Raw genomic sequence first — 18340 nt, 5'->3', positions numbered from 1 at the left:
CGTTTAGTCGCTGGGTATAGACCCGAAACCGGGCGATCTATCCATGGGCAGGTTGAAGGTTAGGTAACACTGACTGGAGGACCGAACCGACTACCGTTGAAAAGTTAGCGGATGACCTGTGGATCGGAGTGAAAGGCTAATCAAGCTCGGAGATAGCTGGTTCTCCTCGAAAGCTATTTAGGTAGCGCCTCATGTATCACTCCAGGGGGTAGAGCACTGTTTCGGCTAGGGGGTCATCCCGACTTACCAAACCGATGCAAACTCCGAATACCTGGAAGTGCCGAGCATGGGAGACACACGGCGGGTGCTAACGTCCGTCGTGAAAAGGGAAACAACCCAGACCGTCAGCTAAGGTCCCAAAGTCATGGTTAAGTGGGAAACGATGTGGGAAGGCTTAGACAGCTAGGAGGTTGGCTTAGAAGCAGCCACCCTTTAAAGAAAGCGTAATAGCTCACTAGTCGAGTCGGCCTGCGCGGAAGATGTAACGGGGCTCAAACCATGCACCGAAGCTACGGGTGTCATCTTTGATGACGCGGTAGAGGAGCGTTCTGTAAGCCTGTGAAGGTGAGTTGAGAAGCTTGCTGGAGGTATCAGAAGTGCGAATGCTGACATGAGTAACGACAATGCGAGTGAAAAACTCGCACGCCGAAAGACCAAGGTTTCCTGCGCAACGTTAATCGACGCAGGGTTAGTCGGTCCCTAAGGCGAGGCTGAAAAGCGTAGTCGATGGAAAACAGGTTAATATTCCTGTACTTCCAGTTATTGCGATGGAGGGACGGAGAAGGTTAGGCCAGCCTGGCGTTGGTTGTCCAGGTTTAAGGTGGTAGGCTGAAATCTTAGGCAAATCCGGGATTTCAAGGCCGAGAGCTGATGACGAGTTGCCTCTAGGCGACGAAGTGGTTGATACCATGCTTCCAAGAAAAGCTCCTAAGCTTCAGATAACTGGGAACCGTACCCCAAACCGACACAGGTGGTTAGGTAGAGAATACCAAGGCGCTTGAGAGAACTCGGGTGAAGGAACTAGGCAAAATGGCACCGTAACTTCGGGAGAAGGTGCGCCGGCGAGGGTGAAGGACTTGCTCCGTAAGCCCATGCCGGTCGAAGATACCAGGCCGCTGCGACTGTTTATTAAAAACACAGCACTCTGCAAACACGAAAGTGGACGTATAGGGTGTGACGCCTGCCCGGTGCCGGAAGGTTAATTGATGGGGTTAGCGCAAGCGAAGCTCTTGATCGAAGCCCCGGTAAACGGCGGCCGTAACTATAACGGTCCTAAGGTAGCGAAATTCCTTGTCGGGTAAGTTCCGACCTGCACGAATGGCGTAACGATGGCGGCGCTGTCTCCACCCGAGACTCAGTGAAATTGAAATCGCTGTGAAGATGCAGTGTATCCGCGGCTAGACGGAAAGACCCCGTGAACCTTTACTATAGCTTTGCACTGGACTTTGAATTTGCTTGTGTAGGATAGGTGGGAGGCTTTGAAGTGGGGACGCCAGTTCTCATGGAGCCATCCTTGAAATACCACCCTGGCAACTTTGAGGTTCTAACTCAGGTCCGTTATCCGGATCGAGGACAGTGTATGGTGGGTAGTTTGACTGGGGCGGTCTCCTCCCAAAGAGTAACGGAGGAGTACGAAGGTGCGCTCAGACCGGTCGGAAATCGGTCGTAGAGTATAAAGGCAAAAGCGCGCTTGACTGCGAGACAAACACGTCGAGCAGGTACGAAAGTAGGTCTTAGTGATCCGGTGGTTCTGTATGGAAGGGCCATCGCTCAACGGATAAAAGGTACTCCGGGGATAACAGGCTGATACCGCCCAAGAGTTCATATCGACGGCGGTGTTTGGCACCTCGATGTCGGCTCATCACATCCTGGGGCTGAAGCCGGTCCCAAGGGTATGGCTGTTCGCCATTTAAAGTGGTACGCGAGCTGGGTTTAGAACGTCGTGAGACAGTTCGGTCCCTATCTGCCGTGGACGTTTGAGATTTGAGAGGGGCTGCTCCTAGTACGAGAGGACCGGAGTGGACGAACCTCTGGTGTTCCGGTTGTCACGCCAGTGGCATTGCCGGGTAGCTATGTTCGGAAGAGATAACCGCTGAAAGCATCTAAGCGGGAAACTTGCCTCAAGATGAGATCTCACTGGGATCTTGAATCCCCTGAAGGGCCGTCGAAGACTACGACGTTGATAGGTTGGGTGTGTAAGCGCTGTGAGGCGTTGAGCTAACCAATACTAATTGCCCGTGAGGCTTGACCATATAACACCCAAGCAATTTGCTAGCGCAGATTGCGGTGGTGAAGACGAAACAACCGAAAGTTCGCAACATCACAAATATCGCATATCCGAATTCGCTGGGCTGTCCATCTGGACATTCTGGCAACAGAATTTCTTGACGACCATAGAGCATTGGAACCACCTGATCCCATCCCGAACTCAGCAGTGAAACGATGCATCGCCGATGGTAGTGTGGGGTTTCCCCATGTGAGAGTAGGTCATCGTCAAGATTCATTTCGCAAAACCCCTATCTGCGCATGCAGGTAGGGGTTTTGTCTTTCTGGCCAATAAGTCCCAGACCTGCACAACCTTCCTCTGTGGGAGCGGGCGCGCCCGCGAAGCAGGCGACGCGGTGTACGGCACCGGCTTCGCCGGTGTTCGCGGTTCGACGCCTCGACTTGCCCGCACCCACAACTCCTACTCTGAGCGCGCAATACCCAGCTGCGAAAATATTCCCGTCACATTCACGTGACTTTCCCGCATCCACCCTACGTCAAGACTTTGGTTCGGGGCACTCTTGGCCCCGGGCTGAGCGATGCCAGCGTACCGTGCTGCGCATTTCCGGACTTCCACCGTCCCATCACTTGAGGTAGCAAGCAAGATGGCCAAGGCCGCCGATGTCGTTGTGCAATGCCTGGAAAACGAAGGTGTCGAGTATGTATTCGGTATTCCCGGTGAAGAAAACCTCGATCTGCTGGAATCCCTGCGCAAGTCGAAGATCAAGCTGGTACTGACTCGCCACGAGCAGTCCGCAGGCTTCATGGCTGCCACCTATGGTCGCCTGACCGGTAAGACTGGCGTCAGCCTGTCGACCCTCGGCCCTGGCGCCACCAACCTGGTCACCGCCAGCGCCTACGCCTACCTGGGCGGCATGCCGATGATGATGATCACCGGCCAGAAGCCGATCAAGAAGTCCAAGCAGGGCCGTTTCCAGATCATCGACGTGTGCGGCATGATGGACCCCATCACCAAGTACACCCACCAGTTCGCCTCCGCCGACAACATCCCGGCCCGTATGCGCGAAGCCTTCCGCCTGGCCGAAGAAGAGAAGCCGGGTGCCGTGCACCTGGAGCTGCCGGAAGACATCGCCGCCGAGCAGACCGAAAGCCTGCCGATTCCGCCTAGCCTGAGCCGCCGCCCGCTGGCCGAGCACAAGGCCATCGAAGCCGCCGTGGAAAAACTGCAGAAAGCTCGCAACCCGATCCTGGTGATCGGCGCCGGCGCCAACCGCAAGATGACCGCCAAGGTCCTCAAGCAGCTGATCGACAAGACCGGCATCCCGTTCATCACCACCCAGATGGGCAAAGGTGTGGTCGACGAGCGCCACCCACGCTTCCTGGGCAACGCCGCACTGTCGTCGGGCGACTTCGTGCACCGCGCCGTCGAAGCCGCCGACCTGATCGTCAACATCGGCCACGACGTGATCGAGAAGCCACCGTTCTTCATGGTCCGTGGCGGCACCGAGGTCATCCACATCAACTTCCGCTCCGCCGAAGTTGATGCCGTGTACTTCCCGCAGGTGGAAGTGATCGGTGACATCGCCAACGCCGTGTGGCAGATCAGCGAAGCGCTGACAGAAACCACACACTGGGACTTCACCCGCCTGATGGCGATCCGTGAAGCGAACGAAACGCAGATCGCCGAAGGTGCCGACGACAACCGTTTCCCGGTCTATCCGCAGCGCCTTGTGGCCGACATCCGTCGCGTGCTCCCGTCCGAAGGCATCGTTGCCCTGGACAACGGCATCTACAAGATCTGGTTCGCCCGCAACTACAAGGCGCACAAGCCAAACACCGTACTGCTGGACAACGCCCTGGCGACCATGGGCGCCGGCCTTCCATCGGCCATGGCCGCGCATCTGGTACACCCGGACCGCCCGGTGATCTCGGTTTGCGGCGACGGCGGTTTCATGATGAACAGCCAGGAGCTGGAAACTGCGGTACGCCTGGGCATGCACATCACCGTGGTGATCCTGCGTGACGACGGCTACGGCATGATTCGCTGGAAGCAGGCCAACATGGGCTTCACCGATTTCGGCCTGGACTACGGCAACCCGGACTTCGTCAAGTACGCCGAAGCCTACGGTGCCAACGGCCACCGCGTGGAAAGCGCCGAAGGCCTGCTGCCGCTGCTGGAGCACTGCATCAAGACCCCTGGCGTGCACGTGATCGACTGCCCGGTCGATTACAGCGAGAACGACCGCATCCTCAATAGCGAGCTGCGTGAGCGCGCGCTGGCGGTGTAAGGTGTAACGGCTTTATTTACATCAACCCGGCCACCACAGATATCTCCCGATCCTGTGGTGGCCAGTTGGTGCTAATTAACAACCTCCTCACGCATCTCTTGATTGATCATTCTCATGTTCCCAACTCATTGAGAACACGAGACCATGACCATCGGCTCAACACACAACCACCCTGCTGATCTGGCTATCGAGCCATCCCTGTCCGTAAAGCCGTGGGCTGCGCGTTACCCTAACCCTCCTGATCTTTGCTTTGATTATCGCCGTCTACTCGAACAAGAGGGCGGAGTTGCATACGCCACTCAGCCGGATCACCGGATATGTATTGTCGGTGCTGGTGTTACCGGGCTAACTGCAGCCCGAGAATTGCTACGTTGCGGCTTTACCCGTATCACCTTGATCGAGCAGTCCCGACGTGTGGGTGGGCGTCACCTTACGCTGGTGAATAACGCAGGAAATCACAAGCAACCTGTAACCCCTTTTGAAATGGGGGAGCAACGTGGCTGAACCCATATCGCCTTATATCGATACCTGAAACATTCGCATACAGCGTTGGATGACTGATCGAAACGCGCTTGGCTGCGCAAAGTTGTATCGGGCTGGGACCTATTACGATGCAGTGAGCCTGATGAAGTACAACCGTGATCTGAGTGCCAGTTCAGGGTTGTATCTGGCTGGAGAGTCCTTCTCTGTTGACGCCGGCTGGACCGAGCCGTGTTTACGCACGGCGCTTGATGTGGTCATCAACCTATGCAACAGAACATCGGCATCGTTCAATGGTGGCTTTACCCTGAACCACTACCCACATTATCAAGCTGGGAAATAGCTGCATCCGGGAGTTTTTGTGGGGAATTTCCTACTGGAACACTTCTCTTGTCCTTCGATCCCATAGGAACTCCCCGACTGTCACTCCCCCGCCCAACCCCGCTTTACTGGCGCCCTTCCAAAACAACCATAAAAGGAAGCCGCCATGTCTGAACACTGCACGCCCGTTAGCCCCGTACGTATCGCTGTCATCCAGTACGACCCTCAGGTCGGGCTGGAGCATTGCGATGGCAACCTGAGCAAGGGCCTGGCATTGGCCCGGTGCGCGGCGCGTGAAGGCGCCAACCTGATCGTGCTACCCGAGCTGGCCAACACCGGCTACACCTTCCACACGCGTGCAGAGGCCTATGCCCATGCCGAAACGCTGGAGGAGGGGCGCAGCCTGAAAGCCTGGGCGGATTTCGCCAAGGAGTACCAGGTATATCTGGCTGCGGGTTTTGCCGAACGCGAGGGACTGAAACTTTTCGACAGTGCCGCACTGTTCGGTCCGCAAGGCTTGCTCGGGCATTACCGCAAGGCGCACCTGTGGAACCAGGAAAAGCTCTGGTTCACCCCTGGTGACCTGGGCTTCCCAGTGTTCGAGACACCGATCGGCCGTATCGGCCTGCTGATCTGCTGGGATATCTGGTTCCCGGAAGTGCCGCGGCTGATGGCTGCGCAAGGCGCCGACATCATCTGCAGCCTGAACAACTGGGTATGGACGCCGCCACCGCTGTTCGATGAATCAGGGCGCTGCATGGCGTCCTACCTGACCATGACGGCGGCACACGCCAACAACGTCTATATCGCTGCCGCCAATCGCATAGGTAGCGAGCGGGGTGGTCGCTTCCTGGGCTGTTCACTGATTGCCGGTACCAATGGCTGGCCTATTGGCGAGGTGGCCAGTGCAGAGGAGGAGGGTATTCTCTACGCCGATGTCGACCTCAGCAGCGCCCGCTCGGCGCCGATCTGGAACAGCCTCAACGACTTGCCGCGGGACAGGCGCACCGATCTTTACGATGCGACGCTTGGCTATCGCCTTCATGCACCTATGCCCCGCTGAGGAGTTGCACATGAAAACGCAACTCTTCCCCAACCGGCAGCGTTCGTCGGTGTTGATCCTTGCCTGCCTGCTGGTGCTGCTGGCCGCCAGCCTCGTACAGGGCCAATGGCCGGACTACACGCAATTGGCAGCGACGCTTGATCAGCCGCTAAGCCGCTTGCGTTGGATAGTTGGTGATATCAGCGAAGTGGCCTTCTATAAGCACGAGTTGCCCGCCCTGGGCTTGCTACTGGGAGCTTGCCTGGCGCATTGGGCCCATGTGCATGGGTATCGCTGGCACGGCTTTGCCATCTGCTACGGCAGCGGACTATGGCCGTGGGTGTTCACCAGTTCACTGCTGGGCTTGTTGCTCAGTCACGCGTTGTGGGGATGGACCTTGGCCAGTGGCACCTGGCAACCAACCTTCGTTGCTTTCGTATCCTTGCCAGCAGCCATGGTGCTGTTGTTTGGTGCGGGTTGGCAGGTGACCATCACCGGCGCACTGCTGGGAGCGCTGTTGGTAACACCAGCCAGCCTGTTGATGGTCAACTACCTGTGCTATCCCCTGCAGTTGCCGGTGGTAGTCGGCAACGTAAGTGGCATGGCGCTGGCAAGCGTGATTGCGTTCATGCTGTGCTGGCGCTTTCCATCATGGGTACGGCCCAGCCACCCGACCGCCGCACCTGAATCCGATGCGGCCCAGCCCGACTTCGGTGTGGCCTGGACCTTGCGGCGTGTACTGGCCGATTTCAGCGAAGCGCCATTCTTCGGTAATGAACTGGCCAGCCTCGGGCTACTGTTGGGGGTGTTCCTGGCATACATGCTGGCCCCCGCTGCGCCAGTCTACGGTTCGCTGCTGCTGATACCGCTGGTTGCCGGGCAGGCGCTGGCATCACTGGTGGGAGTCGTGTTCTGGCGTCGCCAATGGCAGGCGCGAGGCTGGTACCCCACTTACATTCCCATCGTCTCTATCGTACCTGCCGCTGTGCTCACCCACGGTGGAGGCTGGCAAGTGGTCGTAGCCAGTGCAGTGCTGGGCGCGCTGGTAGCGCCACCGTTGGCAGTGGCCATCAGTCAGCGCTTGCCGGCCTACATGCATGGTTACATCGGCAATGTAGTGTCGATGGCCATCAGCACACTGGCGATCGTTCCGCTGGTCGGGCTGCTTGCTGGAGGTGGCGTATGAAAGCGCATGCAAACCTGCCCAAGTTGGCGATTGCCAGCCTTGGAGGGACGGTGAGCATGCGGGCAAGTGCGAGCGAATGGGGGGTGATGCCCAAGCTTGACTGCGATGAACAACTGGCCGAGTTGCCGCAACTGCGTGAGATGGCCCAGCTTGAAGCTGCCACTCTGGGTCTGCTCCCCAGTGCCTCGCTGGGCTTTGCGGCGATGCTCGAGGTGCTGGCCTGGGCCCGGGGCGAGGTGGCTCGCGGAGCACACGCGGTGATACTGACACAAGGTACCGACAGCCTCGAGGAAACGGCGTATTTCCTCGATCTGCTCTGGCCGTTCGATGCGCCATTGGTAATGACCGGTGCCATGCGCGCGGCCAGCCAGCCGGGCAACGACGGCCCGGCCAACCTGCTGGCTGCGGCGCAGGTTGCACTGGCGCCGGGCAGCCGTGGGCGCGGCGTTCTGGTACTGATGAATGATCAGGTTCACTGTGCTGCAAGGGTTCGCAAGACGGCAAGCCTCGCGATGGCTGCATTCGAATCGCCCGGGTGTGGAGCGCTGGGCGATGTTGTGGAAGGTGCCGTGGAATATCGTCAGCCACCTGGCCCACGAGAGGTGCTGCCGTTACCGCATCGCACCGAGCACCGGGTTGCAATGCTGGAAGCGTGCCTGGACGCAGATACGGCGTTGTTGAAGGCTACAGCGGCACTGGGCTACGAGGGGCTGGTCATCGCCGGTTTTGGTGCCGGCCACGTTTCCAGTAGCTGGTCCGAAGTGCTTGGCCATCTCGCGCCTACCTTGCCAGTGATTGTTGCTACCCGCACAGGCAGTGGCCCAACAGCCACGGCCTCTTACGGTTTTGCCGGTGCCGAGATCGATCTGCAGAGCAAGGGGGTACATATGGCGGGGCAGTTGTGTCCGCGCAAGTGTCGCATTCTGCTATGGCTGTTGATCGGAACTGGCAGGCAGCAGCTGCTGCATGGCTGGTTGCCACGTTAAGCAATCTGCCCGCAAAGCTGTAAGCGCGGGCAGCCCTTCGGGCGTTGCTGTGCTAGGGTGCACACACTTTTGCTTCCCAGGATGTTCACCCATGCTCCCCGCACTCAGCGAAAAAGAACTCGACCGCCTCGAAGACCTGCTGATCACCTACGGCAATGACTACTCGGTACTCAACCTGGCCGAGCTCAATGGCTTTTTCACTGCACTGGCCAGCTCACCGACCACTGTCACCCCGGAACAGTGGCTGCCCTCGGTGGCTGGTGGCAAGGTGCCGAAATTCAAGAAGCCGGCGCATGAAGAGGCGTATACGGCATTGATGCTGCGCTATGCCAGCCAGGTGGCGGAGGAGTTGGGGGACGACGTCGATCACTTCGAGCCGCTGTTCGAGGAAAGTGAAGGCGAGGCAGGCACGGTAGTCGTGATGGAGGAATGGTGCTTCGGCTATATGCGCGGCACCCAGGTCGCTGGCTGGGCCGAGCTGCCGCCGCAGCAGGACCGACTGCTCAAGGCCATTTCGCTGCATGGGCTGGAGGACAACTTCGAGCTGCTGGACCAGATGAGCGAAGAGGACATCCAGGCCTGTGTGCCGCAGGTGATCGAGGCTGCGCGTGGGTTGTTCCGGTATTTCAACAAGCTGCACTGATCTTGCACCTGCCTTGATAATACCGGCCAATATCGGTTTGTAGGAGCGGCCTTGTGTCGCGATAGGACCGCTCCTACACAGGGCATACGCGGATCTGGATACTTCCATTATTCCGCTCCGCGAAATTATGGTTTCCCCGCCACACGGATTCTGCTGCCAGCCGAACCGGTGCAGCATGTGCTCCACCAGCCCACCCCGGTGCTGATCAGGAGCCAAGCCAATGTCGAACCCGATCAAGCTTTACAACTTCCCCAAGTCCGGCCACGCCCATCGCATCGAGCTGATGCTTTCGCTGCTGAACCTGCCCACCGAGCTGGTGTTCGTCGACCTGGCCAAAGGCGCGCACAAGCAGCCGGACTTCCTGGCCCTCAACCCGTTCGGCCAGGTCCCGGTCATAGACGACAACGGCACGGTGATCGCCGACTCCAATGCCATCCTGGTGTACCTGGCCAAGAAGTACGACAACGGCACTTGGCTCCCCGAGGAGCCCGCTGCCGCCGCCCGCGTCCAGCGCTGGCTGTCGGTCGCTGCCGGTCCGTTGGCCTTCGGCCCTGCTGCCGCGCGTCTGGTCACGGTGTTCGGAGCCTCGTTCAACACCGACGAAGTGATTACCCGCGCCCATACCCTGCTGAAGGTGATCGACGCCGAGCTGGCCAAAACGCCCTTCCTGGCCGGTAGCACACCCACCATCGCCGATATCGCCAACTACTCCTACATCGCCCACGCACCGGAGGGCAATGTGTCGCTGGAGCCCTATGCCAACGTACGCAGCTGGCTGGCGCGGATCGAGGCGCTGCCGCGCTTCGTGCCCATGCCACGCACCGTGATCGGCCTGCAGACCAGCGCCTGATATCCCGCCACTGCGAGGAACGCCGCCATGCAACAGAACCCGGACCACCACTCCTCGCCCTGGCATGCGGGGGAGAAGACCCTGCAGGAAAAAGCCGGTGTCTCGGAGCGCATGGAGGCGTTCGGGCAGAAGGTCATTCGTGACTACATGCCCGACCAGCATCGTATTTTCTATCACCAGTTGCCGTTCATGGTCGCCGCCAGCGTGGACGCACTGGGGCGGCCCTGGGCAACGCTGCTGGAAGGGCCGGAAGGTTTCGTCAGCTCGCCGGACCCGCGCCAGCTGACGATCGACACTCAACTGCCAGCAGACGATCCCGCCACCCCGGGGCTGGCTGCCGGGCAGGCGGTCGGCCTGCTGGGGATCGAATTGCACACCCGCCGGCGCAACCGCCTCAACGGCCAGATCCACCAGGCCGGCGACGGGCAACTGCAGGTGACTGTGGAGCAGTCGTTCGGCAACTGCCCGCAGTACATCCAGCTGCGTGACTACACCCGTGTCGCGGAACCCGCCCAAGGGCGTGTCGATGCGACGACACTCGATGCCTCGGCTGTCAGCATGATCCAGGCAGCCGACACCTTCTTTGTCGCCAGCTATGTCGAGCATGTCGACGGCCAGCGTTCGGTGGATGTCTCTCACCGTGGCGGGCGGCCCGGGTTCATCAAGGTCGAAGGCAATCGCCTGACCATCCCCGACTATGCTGGCAACCTGCACTTCAACACCTTGGGCAACCTGCTGGTGAACCCGCAAGCAGGGTTGCTATTCATCGATTTCAGCAACGGCAACGTGTTGCAGCTATACGGGCATGTCGAGTTGCTGCTGGACAGCCCCGCCATCCAGGCGTTCGAAGGCGCCGAGCGCTTGTGGACGCTGGAGGTCGAGCAGGTGGTGCGGCGCCCGGCTGCCGTTTCCCTGCGTTGGGCCTTCAAGGAGTACGCCCCGACCAGCCTGATGACCGGCACCTGGGCCGAGGCCGACATACGTCTGCAGCAACGCCAGCGGCAGCGCCAATGGCAGGCCTGGCGTGTGCTGCGGGTGGAGCAGGAAAGCCGTGAGATCCGCTCGTTCTACCTTGAGCCTCCTGCTGGCAGTGCGATGGCCTTTGCGCCCGGGCAGCATGTTCCGGTGCAAGTCCAGCTCGACGGTGAGGCGGCGCTGATCCGCACCTACAGCCTGTCCAGCGCGCCTTCCGACGGTTACCTGCGCATCAGCGTCAAAGCCCAGGGTCGGGCCTCGCGGCACCTGCATGAGCACGTCGTGGCAGGCGATGTGCTGAACGTGCGCTCGCCGATGGGCAGCTTCACGCTGGACCAGCAGAGTACGCGGCCGCTGGTGCTGATCGGCGCGGGTGTGGGTATCACGCCGTTACTGGCCATGCTGCGCGAGCAGTTGAGCAAGGGGCAGGCACGGCGCATTCATCTGTTCCATGGTGCGCGCAGCCTGGCCGACCTGCCGTTCCGTGAGGAGCTGGCAAGTTTGCGGCAACAGGCCGGCGGCCTGCTGCACGTGTACTGCGCCCTGAGCCAGCCGGAAGAGCATGCGCTGGTGGGGCGTGATTACGAGTTTGCCGGTCGGCTGGGTATCGAGCAGGTCAAGGCGACGCTGGCGCTGGACGACTACGATTTCTACCTGTGCGGCCCAGGCAGTTTTACCCAGGACCTGTATGAAGGGCTGCGTGGGCTGCATGTGCCGGATGCGCGGATTCATGCCGAAGCCTTTGGCCCGTCAACGCTCCGGCGGCACACCGACGATGACCAGCCCACCCTGCAACAGCCGCCCGCGGCCAGCGAGCCGGTGCCGGTGTACTTTGCGGCTTCGGCCAAGGAGGCGCGCTGGGCGCCTGGTAGCGGGACGCTGCTGGAGCTGGCCGAGGCTCGCGGATTGTCGCCGGAGTTCAGTTGCCGAGGTGGGTCGTGTGGTACCTGCAAGACACGGTTGGTCAGTGGCCGGGTGCATTACCCGAATCCGCCGGCGGAAATGCCGGAAAGTGGGACTGCGCTAATCTGTTGCGCGATACCGGCGCGGGTGGAGGAGGGAGGGCAGGCGTTGGTACTGGATATCTGATATGCCTTTACCGACTCATCGCCGGCAAGCCAGCTCTCATAGAACAACACATGACTCATTGGTTCGGCGAGGTTCTGTAGGAGCAGCCTTGTGCTGCGAAGAGGCCGGGGCTGACAAAGCCTGTCTACTGGCTGTACCGGCCTCTTCGCAGCACAAGGCTGCTCCTACAAAGGACGCGTCAGACGAGCGATATTGGTTCTCTGCGCGAAAGCGCAGCCCAAAGGGCTGGGCAATCTCCCACAGGTACTCCACCGTTGCCGAAACCTGTGGAGTACCTGTGAGAGCTGGCTTGCCGGCGATGAGGTCAGAACAGGCAACACAAAACGCCCAGATGAAAGATAATCCCGGCACTTCATAGCCTCCCAGGAACCCGCATGGACCAGATCCACCTGATGAAGGTGTTCGTCGCCGTAGGCGAGCTGGAAAGCTTCGCCGCCGCTGCCCGCCGTCTGGACATCTCCCCTGCCGCAGTCACCCGCGCCGTCAGCGCCCTGGAGGATCAGCTGGGGGTCAAACTGCTGCTGCGCACCACCCGCAGCGTACGCCTGACCGAAGCCGGTGGCCGCTATCTGGAAGACACCCGCCATATCCTCGCCAGCATCAACGAGGCCAACGAAGCCGCCGCCGGCATCAACGCCACGCCCAAGGGCGACCTGGCCGTCACCGCGCCCATCCTGTTCGGCAAGAAGTTCGTCATGCCGTGCATCGTCCACTACCTGCAGCAGTACCCCGAGGTTGACGTTTCCGCCTACTTCCTCGACCGCATCGTCAACATGGTCGAAGAGGGCATGGATGTGGCCGTTCGTATCGGCCCCTTGCCCGACTCCGGGCTCAAAGCACTGCGGGTGGGCAGGGTACGGCGCATGCTGTGCGCCTCTCCCGAGTACCTGGCGCGCCACGGCGTGCCGAAGCACCCGTCCGACCTGGCGGGGCATGCGGTGATCGGCACCACCAACCTGTCGCCGCGAGCCGGCTGGCGTTTCGGAGTAACCGATGAACCAACGTTGGTGCGCATGAAGCCTCGCTTGACGGTGACCAGCAATGACGGGGCAATCGCTGCCGCCAGCGGCGGGTTGGGCATTGCCCGCCTGCTGTCGTATCAGGTAGCGGATGAGGTGGCCAGTGGGCAGTTGCAGGTGATCCTTGCCGAATACGAAGAGGCGCCGTGGCCAATCCATATACTGCACCGGGAGAGCAAGTACGGTTCGGCCAAGGTCCGCGCCTTCATTGACATGCTGGCGCAGGCGCTGAGGGCTCGGCAGCTGGACTGATTCAACCGAGCAGGGTGAATGTAAAGCAACCTGGGCACTGCTGTTCCAGCCACTCCTTGGCGCGTTCGCTCAGGAAATACCCACGATAGACATCCCCTTTGAATAAATCGGCTTGCTCGTCGGCCTTGAGCACCTTGAGATACTGGCCGAGGTCGGCAGGGTCATGCTGCGGGTCCTTGAGCAGGTAGAGCTTGCCCACCACGAATGCCTGCCAGTACTCCGGCATACGTGCGGCAAGCTCAGGGTCATGGGGCAGGGAATCGATGATCCAGGTCGGCTCGCCTTCCAGATCGAGGTATTCGGTAATGGGTTTGCTGGTATCCCAGTGCAGCCAGTCGATGTGCACGATATGGGTCTTCTCCAGGTGCTCGTAACGCCCGACCCCCTTCAGCCCGCTTTTTTCCAGGGCTTCCTTGACCGGCTGGGTGAGCACCAGAGAACCCGAACGTATGTAGGCGGCCGGGGTATACGGGCCGGCGCGCTTGATGCTGTCTACATCGGTATCTTCGTCCCAGGCGATCATGCCCTGGACCAGTGCCGCGCCCCAGTCTCCCCAAGGCGTTGGCGCGTTGTCTAAATGGTAGATATTCATACCAGGCCCCGAGATCTTGCCGTTCGTGCCGTAGCTATGTTCATGGGCGGACCTTGATCCTGGCTGGTCATTCAGGCGAACTGAATGAAGAAGAAACCGGCGTCGTCGCCTTGCTTGCCACGGCGTGCCTGCATGTCCACGAACAGATAGCCGTTACCTTCGCCGAACAGCCCCGCATGCTGAGGGCTGGCTTCGGCCACGTCAGCATCTATCAGTTGCATCATGAACATGTAGCGCGTTGGTTCGTAGATCGGGTCCTGCAGCCAGCAGGGCCAACCGCTGGGTTTGCTCAGGCCGATCCCGCTGTCCTCATCCTGATGTTCCTCGTCATGCTCTTCGTCAGTCATTTCTTCGAAATCTATGAACGCTCGCTCCAGCAGCAAAGGGGGATTGGCGGGTTCCAGTGGCTGGCTGGCGAGTTCATGCAGGATGACCCGGGCAAAGCCGCTACTGAGGACGTTCAGCAGTTCGGCTTGTTGATTGACCGTATAGCGACGCTGGAGAGGGCGGCTGAAACTGCCATCCTGATGTTGCTCGACGGCGAGGAAAACCGTGATGGCCATGCCGGGTGGGACAAACATGGCCGGTTGGAAACGCTCGCTCAGGGTCAGGATGGGCGTCATCAACATGCCGGTTTCCGGGTTTTTCGGCCACAAGGAGAGGTCCTTGAGCAAAGCCGCGCCACCGATCTGGCCGAAGCCGCGATCTTGTTGGGACAAGAGGATTTTCTTCATGGCTGGTAACACCCTTTGCGCTTGCGGACGACTTGGCGTAGCGACTGGTAGTCCGCGATTTCGGTTACCACTCGAACAGCCCTACGAAGTTTTTCTGGTCCACAGGGCCGCTTGAGCAACTGGCGCCACGTGCCAGGATGGAAGGCTCGAGGCGGTTGCCCATCTGGCGAACAGCCTGGTACTGGCTATCGCAACGTCCGGGCAGCGACAGGGCTGGCTGCACATGGCTGACAATGATGATCTGCACACCATTGAACTGTTCCACGCGAGGCTTGCCTCCATCCCTATCCGGGCTGAATTGGCAGGGCCAGGGCATGTCCAGCTCTAGCAGTGATGCATCGGAGCTGCGCAGTGCGCAACGACCTTCGTGGTTCACAAGTGCAAGCTTGTGCCCGGCAAGGATAACTTCAGGCCCCGCATTCGATGACGGGGCGGGCGCATGCGCGCATGCATTCAGGGCGATTGCAGCCAGCAGCGTCGGCAGGGCTTTGGACACACGCTTCATTTCAGTTCCCCAGAACCGGCCTGCGGGAACAGCGCTGAAAGCAACGGCGATTCATTCACCAGAATTCGATCTCCTATCGGCCCTGGGGAGGGCGTGTGCCTGTGCGGAGTTGTTAATGTGCACAGGTGCGAAACTTACATAAAGTGCCAAAGTGATATCGCGCTGGCAGGCACTTCGAAGTCGGGTTTTATGGTTTATTCATTCGCAATTGTCAAGGTAAGCTAGCCGCGCTCTACGGTTTTCAAGGACGACAGCGCTCACTCATATGAATGGATCGAAGTTTCAAAAGGGTCAGGAACTGCAAAGATTTCTTTCCCGCTATTTCGGCGTTTTCATCGCCGAGTTCCAGCTGTCCTGCTTTGCCATTGGCGGCAGTGTTTCACTGGTGTTCTCCACCTGGCTGCGCAGCCCGGACCAGTCGCTGTCGGTACTGGCCCTGGCGCTGGCATGCACGGTGAGCGCCGCTTCGCATATCGCGCTGGTGCGTGGATACGCCTGGGGCCTGCGGGGGCTGATCGGCCTGAACGGGCTGGCCGTGTTGGCCGCGCTGCCGAGCTACGCTTACCGGCCGCACATGGGCGGCTACGTCTCGGTTTTGCTGTTCGGGCTGCTGGCCTTGCTGGTCATCAATACCCAGCGCTACCGGGAAATGCGCGTGCGCCTGGTCGGCTACCGGGACATTCGCAGGGCCAACCGGCAGGCGGCGAAAGCTGCCAAGTAACATTTTTGCTGGTGTAGCGAGGCTTCTGTATGAATGTGCGCCGCGCGGTGTATGGCACCGGCTGCGCCGGTGTTCGCGGCCACGGCCGCTCCCACAGGTACAGCGTAAGCCCGGAGCCAGCGCAGTACCTGTGGGAGCGGGCAAGCCCGCGAAACAGGCGACGCGGTGGATGGCACCGGCTGTGCCGGTGTTCGCGGACCCGGCCGCTCCTACAGGTACAGCATTAACCTGAAGCCAGCGCAGTACCTGTGGGAGCGGGCAAGCCCGCGAAACAGGCGACGCGGTGGATGGCACCGGCTGTGCCGGTGTTCGCGGCCACGGCCGCTCCCACAGGTACAGCATTAACCTGAAGCCACCGCAGTACCTGTGGGAGCGGTTCACCCGCGAAGAGGCCCGCCCAGGCAAACCCGCCGCTTAAACCCCATGCAATCGCAGCGCCCGCTGCGCACACTCCCGCCAACTCAACTTCGGCTGCTCTACTGGCGGCAGCTGTTGCACTTCCCCAGCCAGCACCACCGGCATATCCCGCATCCTCACCCAAGGCTCACTCTGCCAATACAACAACGTCGCGCTCTGTCCCCCAGGCCAGCACATCTGCCCCAGTCGCGGGACATCTTCCACCCCGTCTTCCTGCCGATCACGCAACACCGCCACCACCTCATGCGTCAGCCACCAACGCAGATGCCGGTTCTCCGGCACATGGTGATGCGCCAACAAGGTATAGGCCCCGGATTCGCTGACCATCGTGGTTTCCTGGTACTTGCCATAGCGCAGCAACTGCACGGAGCGGTACTGATCCGGGTCGAGTTTGCGCATGCAGTGTTCGTCGTAGAAGTGACCACTCAGCCGGCCGAGTTCGTGGGCGCAAAACCAGGCTTGGGATTCGAGCCAGAGGGTGTGGAGGGGGCGGTTGTGGCGGGTGAATAGGGTAGGTGTATTGAAACTGTTCATCTTGGCCATCCTGATTTGGAGAGCCGCTGCTAACGGGAACGGAATACCGCTGCGTGAGCGTTCTTAAGCGCCAACAGACGTTATCGCGACGATACAAAAGTCACAATGAGAACCTTGTAGGAAGCTTCCTCTTCGGCATTTTTCCTGCCAATAAAAAAGGCTGCCAATCGGCAGCCTTCTCTGTGCTTCGCCCGGACTATCAATCCCAGCTCAACGCCCCGCCAGTCTGATACTCGATCACACGCGTCTCAAAGAAGTTCTTCTCTTTCTTCAAGTCCATGATCTCGCTCATCCACGGGAACGGGTTGGTAGTCCCTGGGTACTCTTCCTTCAGGCCAATCTGGGTCAGGCGACGGTTGGCGATGAACTTGAGGTAGTCTTCCATCATCGCTGCGTTCATGCCCAGCACGCCGCGTGGCATGGTGTCACGGGCGTATTCGATCTCCAGCTGGGTCCCTTGCAGGATCATCTGGGTCGCTTCTTCCTTCATCGCCGCGTCCCACAGGTGCGGGTTCTCGATCTTGATCTGGTTGATCACGTCGATACCGAAGTTCAGGTGCATCGACTCGTCACGCAGGATGTACTGGAACTGCTCGGCCACGCCGGTCATCTTGTTGCGGCGGCCCATGGACAGGATCTGGGTGAAGCCGCAGTAGAAGAAGATGCCTTCCAGTACGCAGTAGTAGGCGATCAGGTTGCGCAGCAGCTCTTTGTCGGTTTCGACGGTGCCGGTGTTGAATTCCGGGTCGGAGATGGCGCGGGTGTACTTCAGGCCCCAGGCGGCTTTCTTCGCTACCGACGGGATCTCGTGGTACATGTTGAAGATCTCGCCTTCATCCATGCCCAGCGACTCGATGCAGTACTGGTAGGCGTGGGTGTGGATCGCCTCTTCGAAGGCCTGGCGCAGGATGTACTGGCGGCACTCCGGGTTGGTGATCAGGCGGTACACGGCCAGGGCCAGGTTGTTGGCTACCAGCGAGTCGGCAGTGGAGAAGAAGCCGAGGTTGCGCATGACGATGCGACGCTCGTCTTCGGTCAGGCCGTCCATGCTCTTCCACAGGGCGATGTCGGCGGTCATGTTGACCTCTTGCGGCATCCAGTGGTTGGCGCAGCCGTCCAGGTACTTCTGCCAGGCCCAGTCGTACTTGAACGGTACCAGCTGGTTGAGGTCGGCGCGGCAGTTGATCATGCGCTTTTCGTCAACACGCACGCGGGCGCTGGAGCCTTCCAGCTCGGCCAGGCCTTCGGCGATGTCGAGGTCGTTCAGGGCAGCCTTGGCGCGCTTGACGGCGTCGGAGTCGTCGGCGGTGGCGGCACGGGCTTCCAGGGCGGCGGCACCACCGGCGCTGTCGAGCTTGTCGAGGGTGGCGGCGGCAGCGGCCTGCGCAGGGGTGTTGCCTTTGGCGGCTACTTCGCCGTCTTCTTTATCGAATTCGTCCCAACTCAGCATGGTGAGATGCTCCTGCTTGAGGGCCATCTA

Annotated in this window: 15 protein-coding genes, 2 rRNA genes and 1 pseudogene (1 of these 18 cut by a window edge); 13 read left to right on the top strand and 5 right to left on the bottom strand. The window is 60.2% G+C overall.

What is annotated here, in order from left to right:
- From GEV38_RS21285 to GEV38_RS21235, 12 genes and pseudogenes are all read left to right on the top strand, one after another.
- A 23S ribosomal RNA gene (locus GEV38_RS21285) occupies positions 1-2252 on the top strand; it begins 640 nt to the left of the window's first position.
- A gap of 131 nt (positions 2253-2383) precedes the next feature.
- A 5S ribosomal RNA gene (gene rrf / locus GEV38_RS21280) occupies positions 2384-2499 on the top strand.
- Positions 2500-2870: 371 nt separating this feature from the next.
- Positions 2871-4514 (top strand): acetolactate synthase large subunit, encoded by a 1644-nt coding sequence (locus tag GEV38_RS21275; RefSeq protein WP_015271514.1) that lies wholly within the window; start codon positions 2871-2873, stop codon positions 4512-4514.
- A gap of 144 nt (positions 4515-4658) precedes the next feature.
- Positions 4659-5018, top strand: a complete 360-nt coding sequence (locus tag GEV38_RS28100; RefSeq protein ID WP_223998001.1) for an FAD-dependent oxidoreductase — start codon at positions 4659-4661, stop codon at positions 5016-5018.
- Positions 5005-5337: pseudogene (locus GEV38_RS28095) on the top strand (amine oxidase); the annotation flags it as partial. The gene GEV38_RS28100 and the pseudogene GEV38_RS28095, both read left to right, overlap by 14 nt.
- A 144-nt stretch (positions 5338-5481) precedes the next feature.
- Entirely contained in the window at positions 5482-6378 is an 897-nt protein-coding gene (locus tag GEV38_RS21265) for a nitrilase family protein (protein WP_054571840.1), read from the top strand.
- A gap of 10 nt (positions 6379-6388) precedes the next feature.
- Positions 6389-7543, top strand: a complete 1155-nt coding sequence (locus GEV38_RS21260; protein WP_015271512.1) for a hypothetical protein — start codon at positions 6389-6391, stop codon at positions 7541-7543.
- Positions 7540-8529, top strand: a complete 990-nt coding sequence (locus GEV38_RS21255; RefSeq protein WP_015271511.1) for an asparaginase — start codon at positions 7540-7542, stop codon at positions 8527-8529. The genes GEV38_RS21260 and GEV38_RS21255 overlap by 4 nt, the downstream gene beginning before the upstream one ends.
- A 91-nt stretch (positions 8530-8620) precedes the next feature.
- Positions 8621-9172 carry a UPF0149 family protein gene (locus GEV38_RS21250; protein WP_054571838.1) on the top strand — a complete coding sequence of 184 codons (552 nt, stop codon included), beginning with the start codon at positions 8621-8623 and terminating at the stop codon, positions 9170-9172.
- A gap of 220 nt (positions 9173-9392) precedes the next feature.
- Complete coding sequence (locus tag GEV38_RS21245) at positions 9393-10022, top strand: glutathione S-transferase family protein (protein ID WP_015271508.1); 630 nt, start codon at positions 9393-9395, stop codon at positions 10020-10022.
- Positions 10023-10049: 27 nt separating this feature from the next.
- Positions 10050-12086 (top strand): pyridoxamine 5'-phosphate oxidase family protein, encoded by a 2037-nt coding sequence (locus tag GEV38_RS21240; protein WP_054571837.1) that lies wholly within the window; start codon positions 10050-10052, stop codon positions 12084-12086.
- 374 nt (positions 12087-12460) lie between these two features.
- Positions 12461-13357 (top strand): LysR family transcriptional regulator, encoded by an 897-nt coding sequence (locus tag GEV38_RS21235; protein ID WP_015271506.1) that lies wholly within the window; start codon positions 12461-12463, stop codon positions 13355-13357.
- Between the two features lies 1 nt (position 13358).
- Here GEV38_RS21235 and GEV38_RS21230 read toward each other — a convergent pair whose 3' ends face one another.
- The 3 genes from GEV38_RS21230 to GEV38_RS21220 all read right to left on the bottom strand — a co-directional run bounded on the left by GEV38_RS21230 (position 13359) and on the right by GEV38_RS21220 (position 14948).
- Positions 13359-13949 (bottom strand): hypothetical protein, encoded by a 591-nt coding sequence (locus tag GEV38_RS21230; RefSeq protein ID WP_170304005.1) that lies wholly within the window; start codon positions 13947-13949, stop codon positions 13359-13361.
- 71 nt (positions 13950-14020) lie between these two features.
- On the bottom strand, positions 14021-14668 hold the full coding sequence (locus GEV38_RS21225) for a hypothetical protein (protein WP_239688248.1): 648 nt from the start codon (positions 14666-14668) through the stop codon (positions 14021-14023).
- A 79-nt stretch (positions 14669-14747) separates the two neighbouring features.
- Positions 14748-14948: a hypothetical protein gene (locus GEV38_RS21220; RefSeq protein ID WP_052329232.1), complete on the bottom strand. Its 201-nt coding sequence runs from the start codon at positions 14946-14948 to the stop codon at positions 14748-14750.
- A gap of 505 nt (positions 14949-15453) precedes the next feature.
- Here GEV38_RS21220 and GEV38_RS21215 point away from each other — a divergent pair.
- Positions 15454-15909 (top strand): hypothetical protein, encoded by a 456-nt coding sequence (locus tag GEV38_RS21215; protein WP_015271502.1) that lies wholly within the window; start codon positions 15454-15456, stop codon positions 15907-15909.
- A 414-nt stretch (positions 15910-16323) separates the two neighbouring features.
- On the opposite strand, the gene GEV38_RS21210 is transcribed toward GEV38_RS21215, so the two are convergent.
- Together GEV38_RS21210 and GEV38_RS21205 are read right to left on the bottom strand one after the other, a co-directional pair.
- Positions 16324-16860 carry a Bro-N domain-containing protein gene (locus GEV38_RS21210; protein WP_015271501.1) on the bottom strand — a complete coding sequence of 179 codons (537 nt, stop codon included), beginning with the start codon at positions 16858-16860 and terminating at the stop codon, positions 16324-16326.
- 199 nt (positions 16861-17059) lie between these two features.
- Entirely contained in the window at positions 17060-18310 is a 1251-nt protein-coding gene (locus GEV38_RS21205; protein ID WP_015271500.1) for a ribonucleotide-diphosphate reductase subunit beta, read from the bottom strand.
- Positions 18311-18340: the final 30 nt, after the last annotated feature.

The sequence above is a fragment of the Pseudomonas sp. 13159349 genome, assembly GCF_013305685.1.
In the GTDB taxonomy this organism is placed as follows: domain Bacteria; phylum Pseudomonadota; class Gammaproteobacteria; order Pseudomonadales; family Pseudomonadaceae; genus Aquipseudomonas; species Aquipseudomonas asiatica.
Note: the sequence above shows the minus strand (reverse complement) of the source record. Positions and strands in the feature narration are given on the sequence as shown.